The organism is Burkholderia sp. PR2 (genome assembly GCF_052372875.1).
In the GTDB taxonomy this organism is placed as follows: Bacteria; Pseudomonadota; Gammaproteobacteria; order Burkholderiales; family Burkholderiaceae; genus Burkholderia; species Burkholderia diffusa.
The window spans coordinates 800056-816301 of sequence record NZ_JBQRWH010000004.1 but is presented as its reverse complement, the minus strand read 5'-3'; the positions used below and the strand labels follow the sequence as shown (position 1 = coordinate 816301).

Here is a 16246-nt window from a genome sequence, read left to right as displayed (position 1 = left end):
ATGTACGACCCGGTGCGCGCGGCGGGCGATGCGCCGCCGCCGCGCGTTCCGGCCGGTTACTTCGGCAATGCGCCAGTCACCGCCTGCAGCAGCGTCGACACCGGCGCGAGCGGGTTGTTCGCGGAGCCGTTGCCCGAGTGCGGCGTGACCGACAGGCTCGGCGTGGAACCCAGCGCCGCGCCCAGCGTCGTGCCGACAGCATTGACGACCGTTGCCGTCGCGTTGCCGGTCGTCGACACCAGCGAACCGGTCGCGCCCGCCGTGCTGCCGGCCGCGCTCGCGCCGGAGCCGAGCAGGCTGCCGCCCGCCGCAGCCGTCGAACCCGCCGCGCCCGACAGCGCGCCGGCCGCCTGCCCGAGGGCTGCCGGACCGTTCGCGAGGGCGCCCGTCACCGAACCGAGTGCACCGGTCAGTGCGCCGGCCGGGTTGCTGCCGCCGGTCAGACCGCTGACGAGGTTCGTGATCGGCGCGATCGGGCTGCCGCCTGCGCCCGACAGCGTGCCGACGACCTGGTTCACGACACCCTGCACCGGGGCCAGCGGGTTCGTGCCGCCGAGGTTGCCGAGTGCGCCCGTCACCGAGCTCACGGCCCCCGTCAGTGCGCCGGCCGGATTGCTGCCGCCGAGCGTGCCGACCACCTGGTTCACGACGCCTTGCACCGGCGCCAGCGGGTTCGTACCGCCGAGGTTGCCGAGTGCGCCCGTCACCGAATTGACCGCGTTGCTCAGTGCGGCTGCCGGGTTGCCGCTGCCGAGCGTGCCGACGACCTGGTTCACGACGCCCTGGACCGGGGCCAGCGGGTTTGTGCTACCGAGGTTGCCGAGCGCGCTCGTGACCGAACCGAGTGCGCCGGTCAGCGCGCCGGCCGCGTTGCCACCCGTCGGCAGTGCGTTCTGCAGGCCGCTGACGAGGTTCGTGATCGGCGCGATCGGGCTGCCGCCGCCGGCGCCCGACAACGTGCCGACGACCTGGTTCACGACGCCCTGCACCGGCGCCAGCGGGTTCGTGCCGCCGAGGTTGCCGAGCGCGCCCGTCATCGAGTTCACGGCGTCCGTCAGCGCACCGGCCGGGTTGCCGTTGCCAAGCGTGCCGGCGAGTTGCGTGACGGCGCCTTGCACCGGTGCCAACGGGCTCGACGCGCCGCCGATGTTGCCGAGCGTCCCGGTGATCGTATTGACCGCGTTGCCCAGCGCACCGGCCGGATTGCCGCTGCCCACCGTGCCCGTGACCTGGTCGACAATGTTCTGGATCGGTGTCAGCGGGTTCGTGCCGCCGACGTTCCCCAGTGCACCCGTGACCGTGCCGAGGGCACCGGTCAACGCACCTGCCGGATTGCCACCGCCGAGCGCGCCCGTCACTTGATTGACGACGCCTTGAACCGGCGCCAGCGGGTTTGAACCGCCACCCACGTTACCCAGCGCACCCGTCACCGTGCCCAGCGCACCGGTCAACGCACCTGCCGGATTACCGCCGCCGAGCGCGCCCGTCACTTGATTGACGACGCCTTGAACCGGCGCCAGCGGGTTTGAACCGCCGCCCACGTTACCCAGCGCACCCGTCACCGTGCCCAGCGCACCGGTCAACGCACCTGCCGGATTGCCACCGCCGAGCGCCCCCGTCACTTGATTGACGACGCCTTGAACCGGCGCCAGCGGATTCGCACCGCCACCCACGTTACCCAGCGCACCCGTGACCGTGCCCAGCGCACCAGTCAATGCACCTGCCGGATTGCCGCCGCCGAGCGCGCCCGTCACTTGATTGACGACACCTTGAACCGGCGCCAGCGGGTTTGCACCGCCGCCCACGTTACCCAGTGCACCCGTGACCGTGCCCAGCGCACCGGTCAACGCACCTGCCGGATTGCCGCCACCGAGCGCCCCCGTCACTTGATTGACGACACCCTGAACCGGCGCCAGCGGGTTCGTGCCGCCGACGTTCCCCAGCGCACCCGTCACCGTGCCCAGCGCACCGGTCAACGCACCTGCCGGATTGCCGCCACCGAGCGCCCCCGTCACTTGATTGACGACACCTTGAACCGGCGCCAGCGGATTCGCACCGCCACCCACGTTACCCAGTGCACCCGTGACCGTACCAACCGCATTGCTCAACGTCCCCGTCGCCGTGCCCAGCGCACCGGTCAACGCACTTGCCGGATTGCCGCCGGCGAGCGCCCCCGTCACCTGGTTCACCACGCCTTGAACCGGCGCGAGCGGCGTCACCGTGCCGCCAGCGCCGCCGAGCGCGCCTTGCAGCGCGTTCACCGCGCCAGACAACGCCTGCGCCGGATCGCCCAGCGACGTCTGAATCGCGCCCGACCCGCCCGCCGCCACGGTGATCGAACCCAGCGGCGACGTGCCGGTCGCGGCCAGCCCGATCGAGACGCTGTTCGTCGGCGGATTCACGATTACCTGCGGAAGCGGCAGCGCATCGAGCGTCCCCGCGATTGCCGAACCGGAAGCCAGTACCCCGAACACCGTCGCGACCGACAGCGCCACACCCGTCAATTCAATCTTTTGTCCCATCTTTACCCCATCTCGGTTGGCACTACGTTGATAAAGCATGGGGACGGATTGCACGAAGTGTGCCACCCGGATAAAACGGATTGATTCGTTGGCCTATTGCGGGCCAATAACGGTTTTATATGGATTTCCGGGCAAATAAATGGGTCGCACGGCCACAATAATCTGACGAATGAGACGTCCGGTGCGCGGATGTAACGTAACGTTTGCGAGGCCCGAAGTAACGTGTTCCGGTACATTCCGTGCCACATCGGGACGTCCGTTGTGAAAGCGCCGCCGGATTGCCCTGGCAGATCGCCTGCTCCGCATTTCATTTTCATGAAAATGCATTAATAAATCACTTGTTTACCGTTTTTCTTATTTCGTGATTTCTTTCCAATCAATTACGCAGATCATTTCCATTTGCGCGACTGCGGATAATACGGATAACCAAATGAAAAAATGTGACGGCCGCACTGCGGCGGCCGTCGTATCGAAACGCGCTCAGCCGAAGCGCGCGGGTCGGTACGGATGGGGATCGATGTAGGTCGGCTCGCCCGTCATCATCTCGGCGAGCAGACGCCCGGTCGCGGGGCCGAGCGTCAGTCCGTGGTGGCAATGGCCGAACGCGAACCAAAGATGACGATGGCGCGGCGCAGGCCCGATCACCGGCCGCATGTCGGGCGTGCACGGCCGCATCCCGAGCCATGGTGCCGGATCGAGCCGCTCGCCGATGCCGAACGCGTCGCGCGCCAGCGGCTCGGCGCGCGCGAGCTGCACGCCGGTCGGCGGCGCGCCGCGCAACGCGATCTCGACGCCGGTCGTGAGCCGCAGGCGGCCGCCCTCCATCGGTGCGACGACGAAACCCTCCTCGGTATCGCACACGGGCACGTTCAGCGGCGCGCGGGTCGGTAGGTAATGCATGTGATAGCCGCGCTTGGCGCGCAGCGGAATCCGGTAGCCGAGCGGCGCGAACACGTGATCGGACCACGGCCCGAGCGCGACCACGGCCGAGCGGGCCGCGATCGGCCCATGCTCGGTATTGACCCGCCAGCCGTCGTCCACCTGCGCGAGCGTCGCCGCGTCGCTGCGCACGAACGTGCCGCCGTCACGCTCGAACAGCCGCGCGTACGCCTTCGTCAGGCCCCCGGGGCTCGACACGGTCTTCGGGTCCTGCCAGTGGAATGCGCCGCAGAATGCGTCGCCGATACCGGGCTCGCGTTCGCGCAACGCGCGCGCGTCGAGGACGCTCATCCGCAACCCGTGCGCGGCGGCCACCCGCTGCTGCGCACGCGTTTCCGCGTCGAACAGCGCCGGTGAACGGAACGCCTCGATCCACCCGCCGTCATGCACGAGCGGCTGCGCGTCGGTGCGCGCGAGCAGCGCGTCGTGCTCGACGACGCTCGCCGCGACGAGCGGCAGCATGTCGCGCGCGGCGGCCGCGAGCCGCTGCGGCGACGATTCGCGCCAGAAGCGCGCGAGCCAGCCCGCATACGCGGGCAATGCCTTGTAGTCCCAATACAGATCGACCGAGCGGTTGCGTGCGTAGCGCAGCAGCGTGCCGAGCCGGCGCGGGAACGCGTACGGCACGACCGACGAGCGCTCGATCAGCCCGGCATTGCCGTGGCTCGTTTCCTCGCCGGGCGCGCGCCGGTCGACGAGCGCGACGCGCAGCCCGCGATCCTGCAGATGCAGCGCCGACGACACGCCGACGATGCCGGCCCCCAGAACGATGACGTCGAAATCCATGCTTCCCCGTACTGCGTCGAGATTCGGTGCGACGCGCGCCGGCACCGCGGCCGGCGCGCGGCCAGGCTTACTTCGCGACGATGTCGCGCTTGAAGTACTTCTGCGACAGCGCACTTAGCGTGCCGTCCTTCTTCAGCGCGTCGAGCGCGCCGACGATCTTCGCCTGCAGCGCCTTGTCGCCCTTGCGCATCCCGAAGCCGGTGCCTTCGCCGAGCGTCGCGGGATCCTTCAGCGCGTCGCCGACGATCTGGTAATCGCGGCCGGCCGGCTTGTCGAGGAAACCGTCCTGCGCGGTCTGCGCTTCCTGCACGGCCGCGTCGAGACGTCCGGCGACGAGATCGGCATAGATCTGGTCCTGGTCCTGATACGACACGACGGCCACGCCCGCATTCGCCCAGTGCGCCTTGAGGAAATCCTCCTGCGACGAGCCCTGCAGCACGCCGACGTGCTTGCCGCGCAGGCTGGCGGCATCGGGCCGCAGCGGCGAGCCGCGGTGCGCGACCATCACGATCGGCACCACGTAGATCGCCGGCGTGAAGTCGATGCTCTGCTTGCGCTTCGCGGTGATGTTCATCGCCGAATTGATCGCGTCGAACTTGCGCGCCTGCAGCGCCGGGATCAGCCCGTCGAACGCATTCTCGACCCACACGCACTTCATGTTCAGCTTCGCGCACACCGCGTTGCCGATGTCGACGTCGAAACCCTGCAGCTGGCCGGCCGGCGTCTTGCTCTCGAACGGCGGATACGCTGCTTCGATCCCGAAGCGCAGCGTGGTCTGTTCCGCGTGGGCCGAGACGGCCGCGCACGCAAGCGCCGCGACGGCGCAGAGGGAAAGCTTCCAGTTCATGACGGATGTCCTTCGATTCCGGATTGAGGCGATGAAGACCGGTCATCGTGCGACGGCACGCCGGTCCGCACGCAAAATATAGACTCTTAGTCTACTATAGACTATAGGGGATACGATAATCGCAAGCGCGATGCAGTGATCGAATCGTTACCGCCCGCGCTCCACGCCATTGATTTAGCGACGTTTTTACCGTTCCGCATAGCGCGCCTCGGTCCTGAAAAGAAAAACTCGCCAGAATTCCATTGTCTATATTAGACTTTTAGTCCACTACGAACACCGCCGGACACGCTATTTCGAGACTGTCCTGTCCGGCCCCGACCGGAGAAGTCCCATGACGCAACCCGCCCCGACCCTGCCGCTGGTCGTCGACGAAGCCGCGGTGCGCGCGGCGCTGCCGTCGCTCGACGTGCTCGGCACGCTGCGCCGCATGTTCGCGTCGCTCGCGTCGGCCCGCGCGGTGCAGCCGCCGCAGACCCTCACGCTGTTCCCCGAGCAGGCCGGCGATTTCATCACGTATCTCGGCGCGCTCGCCGACGAGCAGGTGTTCGGCGCGAAGCTGTCTCCGTACGTCGTGACGGGCGGCAAACCCGACGGGAAACCGATCGTCACCGCATGGACGGCGCTGATGTCGATGCGCACCGGCCAGCCGCTGATGTGGTGCGACGCGGGGCTGCTGACGGTCGAGCGCACGGCCGGCACGACGGCGCTCGCGGTCGACTGCCTCGCACCGCGCGACGCGCGCCGGCTCGCCGTGATCGGCACGGGCGCGGTCGGCCTCGCGCATCTGCGCCACACCGCGGCGTTGCGCGACTGGGCATCGATCAGCGTCCATTCGCCCGCGCTCGCCGGCGACCCGACGCTACAGGCGACGCTTGCGCGGATCGATCCGCGGGCCCGTGCGGCCGCCAGCGTCGAGGCGTGCGTGCGCGACGCGGACGTCGTGATGCTGTGCACGTCGTCGGGCACGCCGGTGCTCGCGGACGGCATGCTCACGCGCCCCGCGCTCGTCACGTCGATCAGCACCAACGTCGCGCGCGCGCACGAGATCCCGCCCGCGTGGTTGCCCGACATGGACGTGTACTGCGACTACCGGCACACGACGCCCGCGAGCGCGGGCGAGATGCAGATCGCGGCGGCCGGGCACGGCTGGACGCCCGAGCGGATCGTCGGCGACCTGCCCGCGCTCGTCGCCGGCACGTGCGCGGCGCCGTCTCGCACGCGTCATGCGTTCTTCCGCTCGATCGGCCTTGGGCTCGAGGACATCGCGATCGCGCACGCGCTGTACACGCATCTGACGCGCGCATGAGCAGCACGCGCGCGCGGGGCCGATACAATGGCGCAACCGCCGCGGCGGCAGCGCGCGGGCGCACGGACCAGCCGGTCGACGGCACGCCGGCGCGCCGTGCCGACGCACCGCCCGGCCCCCGCTCACCCGAGATGGCGATTCCGATGCGCAAGAAGCAATCCCCCGTCAAAGACCTGCTGCTCACCCGCTATGCACCGATCGCCGACGGCATCGCGGCGCTGTTCTTCCCGTATGCGGAAGTCGTGATCCACGACCTGCACGACCAGACCGTGCTGTATCTCGCGAACAACCTGTCGAAGCGCGAGGTCGGCGACGACTCCGCGCTCGAGGAAATCGATCATTCGGCGCGCGAGCGTGTGATCGGTCCGTACGAAAAGCTGAACTGGGACGGCCGGCGGATGCGTTGCGTGAGCAACGTGCTGTTCGACGACGAAGGCCGCCCGGCCGGGATGATGTGCATCAACTTCAACATCGCGGTGTTCGACGACGTCCGCGCGACGCTTGACGTCTTCATCAAGGGCGCGGGCATCGTCGCGCAACCGGACGAGCTGTTCCGCGACGACTGGCAGGAGCGTATCAACACGTTCCTGCACGGCTGGCTGCGCGAGCGGCAGGTCGGCTTGAATGGGCTCACGCGCGAGCACCGGCGCGAACTCGTCGAAGCGCTGTACGCGGAAGGCGCGTTCCGTGGCAAGAGCGCCGCGAACTACGTCGCGAACGTGCTCGGGATGGGGCGCGCGACCGTCTACAAGCACCTGAAGCATCTGAAGGAAACGCAGGGCGACGCGTAAGCAGCGCGTGCGGCGAGCGGCGGCGCCGGGCATGCCGTCATCGCCATCGACAATCGCTACCGGTACACACCATGCGTGTCTATGCTTCGTGAAGCGTCCGGGCCGGCCCGTTCCACCTGGGCGAGACGCCGACGAAGCATCGAAGCATAAAATGATATAGTCCCGGTTACATTTATTTGCCGTCCCGGACCGCCCATGACGACCACCCCTGCCCCGACAGCCCGCCCGACCCTGACCGTCGAAATCTGGTCCGACCTGATCTGCCCATGGTGCTGGATCGGCAAGCGCCGCTTCGACGAGGCGCTCGCCGCATTTGCGCACGCCGAGCACGTCGACGTCGCGCTGCGCGCGTACCGGCTGATGCCGGGCCAGCCGGTCGAACCGGTCGAGGCGATGCTCGCCGGCAAGTACCGGATGTCGCCCGCGCAGGTCGACCAGATGCTGCGCCAGGTGACCGATGCGGCCGCGAGTGTCGGGCTCCGCTACGACCTGCCCGGCACGTTCGTCGGCGACACGCTCGACGGTCACCGGCTCGTGAAGCTCGCGGAAACGACCGGCCGTGCGCATGCGCTGACCGAGCGGCTGTACCGCGCGTATTTCTGCGAGCACGGCTCGCTGTTCGACCACGCGGCGCTGATCGACTTCGCGGTCGAAGCGGGGCTCGAGCGCTCGGCCGTCGAAGCCGTGCTGCGCAGCGACGCATACCGTGACGAAGTCGAGGCCGACATCGCGCATGCGGCGCAGATCGGCGGACGCGGCGTGCCGCTGTTCGTGTTCGGCGGCCGTTATGCGGTATCGGGCGCGCAGCCGACCGAGGTGTTCGCGCAGGCACTCGAGCAGGCGTGGCGCGATAGCGCTATCGTCGAATTCGCCGGCGACGCCGCCGCATGCGGCCCCGACGGCTGCGAACTGCCGCCGCGCGGATAACCTCCCGGCGCCGCGCGACGCGCGCCGCCGCTACGCGTCGCTCCTGCCATAAACCGGCAGGAAGCGCGCGCGAATGACGTCTACAATGCAGCCTTTCAAATAACTATCAGAGAGAAGGCGGCCAGCCCATGACCCACGGGATCCACGGCGAGAAGCGCTGGTACGCGCTGATCGTCCTCTGCCTCGGCGTGCTGATGATCGTGCTCGACAGCACGATCGTCAACGTTGCGCTGCCGTCGATCAGCACCGACCTCCATTTCACCGAGACGGCCCTCGTGTGGGTCGTCAACGCATACCTGTTGACGTTCGGCGGCTGCCTGCTGCTCGGCGGCCGGCTCGGCGACCTGTACGGCCAGCGGCGCATGTTCCTCGCCGGCCTCGTCGTGTTCACGCTCGCGTCGCTCGCCTGCGGCCTCGCGCAGTCGCAGACGATGCTGATCGCCGCGCGCGCGGTGCAGGGCTTCGGCGGCGCGGTCGTGTCGGCCGTGTCGCTGTCGCTGATCATGAACCTCTTCACCGAACCGGGCGAACGGGCGCGCGCGATGGGCGTCTACGGCTTCGTCTGCGCGGGCGGCGGCAGCATCGGCGTGCTGCTCGGCGGGCTCTTGACGAGCACGCTGTCGTGGCACTGGATCTTCCTCGTCAACCTGCCGATCGGCTTCGCGGTCTATGCGATGTGCGTCGCGCTGCTGCCGAGCATGCGCGCGCCGGCCGGCGCCGCGCGGCTCGACGTCGCGGGCGCGATCACCGTGACCGCGTCGTTGATGCTCGCGGTCTACGGGATCGTCGGCGGCAACGAGGCCGGCTGGCTGTCGACGCAGACCGTCGTGCTGATCGGCGCGGCCGTCGTGCTGCTCGCGCTGTTCATCGCGATCGAGGCGCGCGTCGCGCATCCGCTGATGCCGCTCACGCTGTTCGCCGCGCGCAACGTCGCGCTCGCGAACGTGATCGGCGTGCTGTGGGCGGCGGCCATGTTCGCGTGGTTTTTCCTGTCCGCGCTCTACATGCAGCGCGTGCTCGGCTACGGGCCGCTGCAGGTCGGGCTCGCGTTCCTGCCGGCGAACCTGATCATGGCCGCGTTCTCGCTCGGGCTGTCGGCGCGGATCGTGATGCGCTTCGGCATCCGCGGCCCGATCGCGGCCGGCCTGCTTGTCGCGGCGTGCGGCCTCGCGCTGTTCTCGCGCGCGCCGGCGGACGGCAGCTTCGTCTGGCACGTGCTGCCGGGCATGACGCTGCTCGGCATCGGCGCCGGCGTCGCGTTCAATCCGGTGCTGCTCGCCGCGATGAGCGACGTCGACCCGGCCGATTCGGGGCTCGCGTCAGGCATCGTCAACACCGCATTCATGATGGGCGGCGCACTCGGCCTCGCCGTGCTCGCGAGCCTTGCGGCCGCCCGCACCGATGCGCTCGCGGCCGCGCACGCCGCGCCGCTCGACGCACTGAACGGCGGCTACCACGCGGCCTTCGCGTTCGGTGCGGCGTTCGCCGCCGCCGCCGCGCTGGTCGGCCTTGCGCTGCGCATCCGGCCGCAGAACGGCGTCGAAGGCGTCGGCCCCGCGATGCACTGACCGTCGGCAGGCGGCGCCGGTCGCCGGCATCGCACCGGGGCGCGCACTGTCGCGCCCTTTTTTGCGCGCGCCGGGGCGCGGCGCCCACTCCCGATTCATCATACCTTTCGGGCCGATCGCGTAATCGGCCCCGCCGTCGATCGAACGCCCGTTTCACGCCCCGCCAGCCGCCCGCCGCACGGGCCTTCGCAGCCGATTTTTAACGCAGTCGTACATCCACCCGCCACATTTGCGACAATGGCGGACTTTGACGCGCGCGCAGTGGCCGCGCGCCGCCGCCGAACGCCGCATAACCGCCTGCTTCCGATGTCGCTTCCCCATATCGATCTGCTGTACTCCCTGTCCGGCCTGTTCGTCGGCATCCTCGTCGGCCTGACGGGCGTCGGCGGTGGTTCGCTGATGACACCGATCCTCGTGCTGCTATTCGGCGTCCACCCCGCGACAGCGGTCGGCACCGACCTGCTGTACGCGGCCGCGACCAAGGCGACCGGCACGCTCGTCCACGGCCTGAAGGGGTCGATCGACTGGCGTATCACGGGCCGGCTCGCGGCCGGCAGCGTCCCGGCCGCGGCGCTCACGCTGTGGTGGCTGCACACGCACGGGATGAACACGCCGGGCACCGCGCGCATGATCCAGCTCGTGCTCGGCATCGCGCTGCTGCTCACGTCGCTTGCGCTGATCTTCCGTCCGCAATTGACCGCGTTCGCCGCGCGCAACCCGCTCGCGCCGAGCCCCGCGCGCACGCTGTGGTCGACCGTGCTGACGGGCGCCGTGCTCGGCGTGCTCGTGTCGATGACGTCGGTCGGCGCCGGCGCGATCGGCGTCACCGTGCTGCTGCTGCTGTACCCGACGCTCGCGACCACGCGCATCGTCGGCTCCGACATCGCGCACGCGGTGCCGCTCACGCTCGTCGCGGGCATGGGCCACTGGCTGCTCGGCTCGGTCGACTGGTCGATGCTGCTGTCGCTGCTGCTCGGCTCGCTGCCCGGCATCGTTATCGGCAGCCTGCTGTCGGCGCGCGCGCCCGAGCGGCTGCTGCGCAACCTGCTCGCCGCGACGCTCGTCGCGGTCGGCGTGCGGCTCGTGCTCGCGTAGGCGCCGCCGCCGGGCGCCTCCTTCAGCCGCCGGCATCGCCATGCGCTGAAAAAAACAGCCCGACCGGCCTGCGCCGATCGGGCTGTCGTCCATCCGGAGTCTCGCGAACCCGCACCGCCCGGCGCAAGGCCGGACCGTGCGGGCCGCAACGCGATGCTTACTGCCCCTGCTGCTTCAACTGTTGCTGCTTGAGCTGCTGCGTGCGCGCCTGCAGCTTCAGCACGCGCTGCAGTGCGGTGCGGTTCGCGAGGATGCCGTCGTAGAAGTTGGCGAGATCGCCCTTCAGCGCGGTCCGCGACGCGTCGTTCAGGTAGATCATGTGGCCCGACGGGTAGTTCTTGATCGTCAGGTTCTGCGCCTTGAGCGTCGGATCGAGCGCCATCTGCGCGAGCGTCAGCTCGGTCTGGTGGAACGGCGTGACCGCATCGAAATAACCGTTCGCCGACAGCACCTTCAGGTCCGGGTTCACGCTCATCGTCGCCGCCAGGTCGCCGGCCGTGTACAGCGTATTGCCGCCGCCCTTGTTCGCGCCGGTCGGGTCCGTGTGGCTGAAGTCCCAGTTGTTGAACACCTGGTCGTTCAGGTCCACGAACGACGACGTCGACGTGTACTTGAGGTCGGTGTTGATGTAGCTGTTCCACAGCACCGTATATGCGCCGCCGACGTTCGTGATCGACGGATCGTTGCTGCCCGAGTTCGGCAGGATGTACGGCGCGATGCCCTTGCCCGTGAAGTTCGCGCGACCGTCGTACTGGCCGATCTGCGTGCCCGGCACGAGCGTCAGGAAGAACGTGTACGGCGGGTTGTCGTCCGACGACGGCACGTTGCCGAGCGCGGCCGGGTTGCCGAACGTCTGGATCAGCGACGTCGGATCCGTGCCGATGTACGAGCCCATCTGCTGCGCGGTCTGCAGGTTCAGGTTAAGCCGCACGTTCACGAAGCCGCCGTCTTGCGGATTCGGCTTCTGCGCGAGCGGCGCGAGCGTGTTGTCCGCATAGTTGCGGGCCTGCACCATGTACGCGTCGAGATCGGTCGGCGTCGGGTTGAGCGTCGTCTTCTTCCAGTAGAACGCGTCGGCCGCGAGCGTCGGGAAGGTGCCCGGCGCGGACAGCGCGTTCGCGTAGTCGAGAATCGACGATTGCAGCGTGATCCCGTTCAGGTCGATGCCGTCCTCGTGCAGCACCCACGATACGACCGCGCTGCGCGCCGTGCCATACGACTCGCCATACAGGAACTTCGGCGAGTTCCAGCGCGAGTACTTGGTCAGGTAGCGCTGGATGAAGCGATCGATCGAGTGCGCGTCCTGGTCAGTGCCCCAGAAGTCCTTGTTCTTCGCCGGGGCGATCGCCGCCGAGTAGCCGGTGCCGACCGGGTTGATGAACACGAGGTCGGTGCGGTCGAGCAGGCTGTCCGGGTTGTCGAGCAGCTTGTACGGGGCCGGCGGCGTGAAGTTCGGGAACGACGACTGCAGGCGCTTCGGCCCATACGAGCCGAGCAGCAGGTAGACCGACGACGAGCCGGGGCCGCCGTTGTAGAAGAACGTGACCGGGCGCGGTTTCGACGGGTCCGGGTTGTCCTGGGTGTACGCGACGTAGAACATCTTCGCGTTCGGCGCCGACGTGATCGGATCGATCGTAGTCAGGTGGCCCGTGGTGGCCGTGTACTGGACGGTCTTGCCGCCGATCGTGACCTGGCGGTGCACGACCGCGGCCCCTTCGGTCGAATCCGTGACCGCGTCGTTCGGCCCGGTGCCGTACACGTCGCTGTCGACGTACGGCTGGTCGGCCGGGACGGCGGCCGTTGCATTGGCGGTGGCCGCCGTGCTGCCGTTCGACGTCGTCGCGGCCGCCGCGGTGGCTGCGGTCGGGCCGGACCCGTCGTCGCCGCCGCACCCCGTGACGAGCAGCGCCGCGGCCGCGGCTGCGGCGAGCGGCACGCTCAGTGTCGTTCCAAATAGCGCGAAACCGTCTTTCAAGGACTTCAGTGTCGTCATTATTGCCTCTCGAACAGAACGATAAATACCGCCGGTCGCAAAGGATCATTTGCGCCGGCGCTCCGCACCGGGAGCGCATTCGTTTTGCGATGCACTCCGAGTTTTTTACCGGATCGGCGAATACCGACCGGCACGATTTACCCCACCCATATTCCTCGACCGCACAATGGAATCAATTCCATTGCAAACGACGATTCAATAATGCTCGGCAATGCGAATTCCGCTCTGTCATCCGCATGCGCCAGAAACAGCAAGCAAAAGCATTCCCCGTGAAGCCCGCCAGAAAAGACGCCTTCGCTTCCAAGAGACGAACGACCCCCTCGGCAAAATGCCGATCAATCGCAAAACGGCGACCAATCGCAGCTCGAGCCGATTTAATAAAATCGAAAGGATCGATTAACTATACGGAAAGGAATATTGTCTTTACGGTAATTTATTAAATTAAGTGAAAATATCGGCGCATAATAGATTCCGGGTTTTACGTCGTAAAGTAATAATTTGTTACAGCGCGTGCCATTCCGATAAAGGCCAGTGCGGGACCGATTCCAGGTGCCGAAAAGAAAAAAGCCGGACGACTGTCCGGCTTCCGTATCGCGGCGCGGCGGCGCCGTCAGAGCGGCACGTCGATCGCGCCAGCGCCGGTCGTGATCGTGTTCGCGCCGGGGGACGCCGAGATCGGCGGCAGGTTCGCGCTCGTCAGCGCCGGCGCGGCGCCCGGCGTGCCGCCGCGCGGCACCGTGCGGATCACCTGCGACGGCGGCAGCGCCGCACCGCTCTTCAGGTGCCGCCACATCAGGTTCAGCGCCTGCAGGTTGTAGTAATGGACCGGCACGAAGCGCGTGTCGAAGCCCGCGACGGGCAGGAACGCATCGAAGTGCTGTCCGTTCGTCACCTCGTAGAACACGAGCTGGCTGCGGCCGCCTTCGCTGATGCCGTTCTGCGCGACGTATGCGCGCGACGCATGATTCACGGGCACGAGCGCGTCGCTGCGGCCCTGCACGATGATCGCGGGCTTGCCCTGCAGGTTCGCGTTCACGCGCACTGCGTCGACGTTCGCCGGCATGTCGAGCATCCCGTTGGTCCACAGCTGCCGCAGGCACAGCGCGCCCGCGAAACTCGCGTCGGGCGTCGCGAGCCGGTGGTCGACACCCGCGCCGGTGTTGAACACGAGACTGACGCCGGCGGTCGGCGGTACGCCGTTGCCGAGACCGAACACGGCCGGCATCGGCGACGTAGCGGGCGGCGCGACCGCGCCCGTCGCCGCGCTGGTGGTCGCGAAGCTGAAATTGCACAGATTGTCGGTCACGCGCGAGCGCGTGTACGCGTTCGCATAGGTGACCGCGATCGCCGGAATCGCCTGCGAATCCCACATCGGCGCCTGCAGCAGGTCGGAATCGGCGAGATAGCCGGCCGCATGCAGTTGCGCGAGCGCGTCGGTGGCCTGGCTTTGCGTATCGGCGCCCGACACGAGCCCCGCCGCGGCGAGCGTCGCGCAGCGCTGCGTGCGGATCGACTGCGTAGTGGCGGCCGGCAGCGCGCTCAGGTACGGCGCGCCCGCGAGCGACGCCGATGCGGCCGCGCACGGCTCCAGCAGGTTCGCGAGCGTCGCGTAGTCGGCCAGCGGCCGGCCGAACGACGGCACCGGCTGGCCGCCCTCGCGCACGACCGCGTTCGGCGCCATCCGCACGTTGACCTGCGGCTCGCCGACCACGACCGCGGTGATCCAGCGACGCGTGTCCTGCTCGGCCGCCGCGAGCGCCGCGCCGCCGCCGTTGCTGACGGACGCGGCGATCGTCGTGATGTCGCCCGGGCGGTAGCGCACGCCGTGATGCGAGCTGTCGAGCAGCGGCCCGAACTGCTCATTGAGTGCCCAGTACGCGAATTCGACCGACTGCAGCGTCACATGCCCCCAGTCCTGCTCGGGATTCTGCTGCGAATGCGCGTGCTTGAACGCGTAGCGGTTCGGGAAGCGGCTGTTGAAGGCGGCCAGGTCGCCGCTCGTCACGTTGGCGGTAAAGAGACTGGCGTTGCCGGCAAGCACGGCGTTGGCGAGCGTGCCGTCGATCAGCGTGATCGTGTCGGAGCCGAGTTCGTGCGCGCCGTTGCCGCCGCCCTTGTCGTTGTATGCGACCGCGCAGCCGCGCTTGAGGCCCCACTCGCCGGCCGCCGAAATCGCGCCGTACACGCCGCGCGAACCGGACGACGTCGCCGTGACGATGCACGGCTGCGCGGGATCGAAACTCGCGGGCACCTGCACGAGCAGCGTCACGTTCTTGCGGCCGCTGCCGTCGTCGGAATACGCGAGATATTCGGTGCCGGGGATCTTGCCTTCGCCGAGCGTGTCGTTGCCGTCGAGATCGACGTTCGGCCCCCAGAAACGGCCGTAGCCGCCATTGGCGCTCATGTCGACGAGCGCGCGGTAGTTCGACCAGATCGCGACCCGGCGCAGCTCGGCGCTCGTCGGCCGGGACGGATTCGCGAACGCGGGCGCGGTGGCGGCGGCGAGCCCGGTCTTGCCGAGGCCGGCCGTCAGCAGATCGTCGCTCGTGCCGTCATAGGCGGTCGTGCGCACGCTGCCGGACACGAAACCCGGCAACCGGTTGCGCTCGCCCGAATCGTCACCGTTGCAGGCACCGAGCATCGCGACCGCGACCAGCGCCGCGCCCAAGAGAATCCGACTGCCCCACCCGTGCGTCGTCATTGCCGCCCTCTCGATATCGTTATCGGTCCGCCGCTGCGTCGTGCGCGGCTCACGGCCTCTGAAGAACGCGGGGCCGTCCAGCGTTTTCCGTCCTGAAGGAAGTCCCTTGGGGATACCCGTTCGGGGGGCCTGGCGCAAAGCGGCAGGCCCGAGGCATTCTAAAGCGCAAACGGGCCCCGGTGCGCCGGGGCCCGCCGCAAGCGGGCGCGCGGCGCTGGCGCGCCGCCGCCCGGCATCATTGCTGCTGGACCGTCAGCTTGTTCGTGACCGACGTCACGCCCTTCACGCTCTTCGCTGCCTCTTCCGCCTTGTCGATCTGTGCCTGGTCGGGCACCGTGCCCTCCAACGAGATCGCGCCGCCCTTCGAGCGCACGACGAGGTTCGCCACGTCGATGCCGCCTGCCTTCGTAATTGCCTTGCGCACCGCGTAGCCGAGCTTGCGGTTCGCCTTCTTCGCGGTCTTGGCCGCGGCCTTCGGCAAGCTCGCTGCCGCAGCCGGCGCCCCGGTTGCCGCCGCATCGCTCGACTGCGCATATACGCTGCCCGACAGACAGGCAGCCACGGCCGCAACACCCAACGCTCTCAACACGATCGACTTCATGCTATCTCCTTATGACTTCGGAACGGCCGCGCACAGTACGGCCGGATACCCCCAAAGGCAGCCGGCCCGCGCGCGAACGGGCGGGACGGCCGATGACTTCCACGGCGATGCGAGAGAGGCGACACGGGCCGGCGACCGGCGCACGCGAATGCGGGCCGGCCGGGCCGGAC

The 16246-nt window shown here is 68.4% G+C and carries 11 protein-coding genes; 5 read left to right on the top strand and 6 right to left on the bottom strand.

Translation table 11 applies throughout. The features are described from left to right. Positions 1–56 precede the first annotated feature (56 nt). The 3 genes from ACT2FV_RS20900 to ACT2FV_RS20890 all read right to left on the bottom strand — a co-directional run bounded on the left by ACT2FV_RS20900 (position 57) and on the right by ACT2FV_RS20890 (position 5094). The gene (locus tag ACT2FV_RS20900; protein WP_444504714.1) at positions 57–2522 is read right to left on the bottom strand and encodes a beta strand repeat-containing protein; all 2466 of its coding nucleotides are present in this window, start codon (positions 2520–2522) and stop codon (positions 57–59) included. A gap of 480 nt (positions 2523–3002) precedes the next feature. Beyond that, entirely contained in the window at positions 3003–4247 is a 1245-nt protein-coding gene (locus ACT2FV_RS20895) for an NAD(P)/FAD-dependent oxidoreductase (protein ID WP_444504713.1), read from the bottom strand. Between the two features lie 67 nt (positions 4248–4314). Next, complete coding sequence (locus ACT2FV_RS20890; RefSeq protein ID WP_059604546.1) at positions 4315–5094, bottom strand: ABC transporter substrate-binding protein; 780 nt, start codon at positions 5092–5094, stop codon at positions 4315–4317. Between the two features lie 331 nt (positions 5095–5425). Between ACT2FV_RS20890 and ACT2FV_RS20885 the strand changes: the two genes are divergently transcribed. The 5 genes from ACT2FV_RS20885 to ACT2FV_RS20865 all read left to right on the top strand — a co-directional run bounded on the left by ACT2FV_RS20885 (position 5426) and on the right by ACT2FV_RS20865 (position 10781). After that, a complete protein-coding gene (locus ACT2FV_RS20885) occupies positions 5426–6400 on the top strand; it encodes an ornithine cyclodeaminase family protein (protein ID WP_124903094.1) in 975 nt (324 codons plus the stop codon). Next, entirely contained in the window at positions 6397–7191 is a 795-nt protein-coding gene (locus ACT2FV_RS20880) for a helix-turn-helix transcriptional regulator (RefSeq protein WP_059604541.1), read from the top strand. The genes ACT2FV_RS20885 and ACT2FV_RS20880 overlap by 4 nt, the downstream gene beginning before the upstream one ends. A 195-nt stretch (positions 7192–7386) precedes the next feature. After that, positions 7387–8118, top strand: coding sequence for a DsbA family oxidoreductase (locus ACT2FV_RS20875; protein ID WP_444504712.1), 732 nt, complete (start codon positions 7387–7389; stop codon positions 8116–8118). 128 nt (positions 8119–8246) lie between these two features. Further along, positions 8247–9686 carry a DHA2 family efflux MFS transporter permease subunit gene (locus tag ACT2FV_RS20870; RefSeq protein WP_444504711.1) on the top strand — a complete coding sequence of 480 codons (1440 nt, stop codon included), beginning with the start codon at positions 8247–8249 and terminating at the stop codon, positions 9684–9686. A gap of 306 nt (positions 9687–9992) precedes the next feature. Beyond that, positions 9993–10781, top strand: coding sequence for a sulfite exporter TauE/SafE family protein (locus tag ACT2FV_RS20865; RefSeq protein WP_124629565.1), 789 nt, complete (start codon positions 9993–9995; stop codon positions 10779–10781). Between the two features lie 157 nt (positions 10782–10938). On the opposite strand, the gene ACT2FV_RS20860 is transcribed toward ACT2FV_RS20865, so the two are convergent. The 3 genes from ACT2FV_RS20860 to ACT2FV_RS20850 all read right to left on the bottom strand — a co-directional run bounded on the left by ACT2FV_RS20860 (position 10939) and on the right by ACT2FV_RS20850 (position 16076). Further along, positions 10939–12774, bottom strand: coding sequence for a S10 family peptidase (locus ACT2FV_RS20860; RefSeq protein WP_444504710.1), 1836 nt, complete (start codon positions 12772–12774; stop codon positions 10939–10941). 610 nt (positions 12775–13384) lie between these two features. Further along, positions 13385–15475, bottom strand: a complete 2091-nt coding sequence (locus ACT2FV_RS20855; RefSeq protein ID WP_444504709.1) for a D-(-)-3-hydroxybutyrate oligomer hydrolase — start codon at positions 15473–15475, stop codon at positions 13385–13387. A 235-nt stretch (positions 15476–15710) separates the two neighbouring features. After that, the gene (locus ACT2FV_RS20850; RefSeq protein ID WP_444504708.1) at positions 15711–16076 is read right to left on the bottom strand and encodes a BON domain-containing protein; all 366 of its coding nucleotides are present in this window, start codon (positions 16074–16076) and stop codon (positions 15711–15713) included. Positions 16077–16246: the final 170 nt, after the last annotated feature.